The 1,856-nt window shown below is 56.4% G+C and carries 1 rRNA gene (cut by a window edge); it reads left to right on the forward strand.

Features of this window, described 5'->3' with window-relative positions:
* A 23S ribosomal RNA gene (locus ABT127_RS39225) occupies window positions 1–1,833 on the forward strand; it begins 1,380 nt to the left of the window's first position.
* The last annotated feature ends 23 nt before the right edge of the window (window positions 1,834–1,856 follow it).

A 1,856-nucleotide genomic window follows, 5' to 3' on the forward strand; every position in this document is an offset into this window, starting at 1 on the left:
CTGCTGTGATGGGTAGGGGAGCGTCGTGTGCCGGGTGAAGCAGCGCCGGAAGGCAGTTGTGGACGGTTCACGAGTGAGAATGCAGGCATGAGTAGCGATACAAACGTGAGAAACGTTTGCGCCGATTGACTAAGGGTTCCTGGGTCAAGCTGATCTGCCCAGGGTAAGTCGGGACCTAAGGCGAGGCCGACAGGCGTAGTCGATGGATAACCGGTTGATATTCCGGTACCCGCTGTGAAGCGTCAAACATCGAATCCAGTGATGCTAAGGCCGTGAAGCCGTTCCGGACCCTTCGGGGAAAGGAAAGTGGTGGAGCCGCCGGTCCAAGTTGGTAGTAGGTGAGTGATGGGGTGACGCAGGAAGGTAGTCCATCCCGGGCGGTGGTTGTCCCGGGGTAAGGGTGTAGGCCGTGTGGTAGGTAAATCCGTCACACATTGAGGCTGAGACCTGATGCCGAGCCGATTGTGGTGAAGTGGATGATCCTATGCTGTCGAGAAAAGCCTCTAGCGAGTTTCATGGCGGCCCGTACCCTAAACCGACTCAGGTGGTCAGGTAGAGAATACCGAGGCGTTCGGGTGAACTATGGTTAAGGAACTCGGCAAAATGCCCCCGTAACTTCGGGAGAAGGGGGGCCACACCTGGTGATGACACTTGCTGTCTGAGCTGGGGGTGGCCGCAGAGACCAGCGAGAAGCGACTGTTTACTAAAAACACAGGTCCGTGCGAAGCCGTAAGGCGATGTATACGGACTGACGCCTGCCCGGTGCTGGAACGTTAAGGGGACCGGTTAGTGCACTTTCGGGTGTGCGAAGCTGAGAACTTAAGCGCCAGTAAACGGCGGTGGTAACTATAACCATCCTAAGGTAGCGAAATTCCTTGTCGGGTAAGTTCCGACCTGCACGAATGGCGTAACGACTTCTCGACTGTCTCAACCATAGGCCCGGTGAAATTGCACTACGAGTAAAGATGCTCGTTTCGCGCAGAAGGACGGAAAGACCCCGGGACCTTTACTACAGTTTGATATTGGTGTTCGGTTCGGCTTGTGTAGGATAGGTGGGAGACTTTGAACCAGCCACGCCAGTGGTTGGGGAGTCGTCGTTGAAATACCACTCTGGTCGTGCTGGATGTCTAACCTCGGTCCGTGATCCGGATCAGGGACAGTGTCTGATGGGTAGTTTAACTGGGGCGGTTGCCTCCCAAAGAGTAACGGAGGCGCCCAAAGGTTCCCTCAGCCTGGTTGGTAATCAGGTGTTGAGTGTAAGTGCACAAGGGAGCTTGACTGTGAGACCGACGGGTCGAGCAGGGACGAAAGTCGGGACTAGTGATCCGGCGGTGGCTTGTGGAAGCGCCGTCGCTCAACGGATAAAAGGTACCCCGGGGATAACAGGCTGATCTTCCCCAAGAGTCCATATCGACGGGATGGTTTGGCACCTCGATGTCGGCTCGTCGCATCCTGGGGCTGGAGTCGGTCCCAAGGGTTGGGCTGTTCGCCCATTAAAGCGGTACGCGAGCTGGGTTTAGAACGTCGTGAGACAGTTCGGTCCCTATCCTCTGTGCGCGTAGGAATATTGAGAAGGGCTGTCCCTAGTACGAGAGGACCGGGACGGACGAACCTCTGGTGTGCCAGTTGTCCTGCCAAGGGCATGGCTGGTTGGCTACGTTCGGAAAGGATAACCGCTGAAAGCATCTAAGCGGGAAGCCTGCTTCGAGATGAGTATTCCCACCCCCTTTGAGGGGTTAAGGCTCCCAGTAGACGACTGGGTTGATAGGCCGGATCTGGAAGCACCGTGAGGTGTGGAGGTGACCGGTACTAATAGGCCGAGGGCTTGTCCTCAGTTGCTCGCGTCCACTGTGTTG

It is taken from the genome of Streptomyces sp. NPDC001904 (assembly GCF_040297005.1).
In the GTDB taxonomy this organism is placed as follows: Bacteria; Actinomycetota; Actinomycetes; order Streptomycetales; family Streptomycetaceae; genus Streptomyces.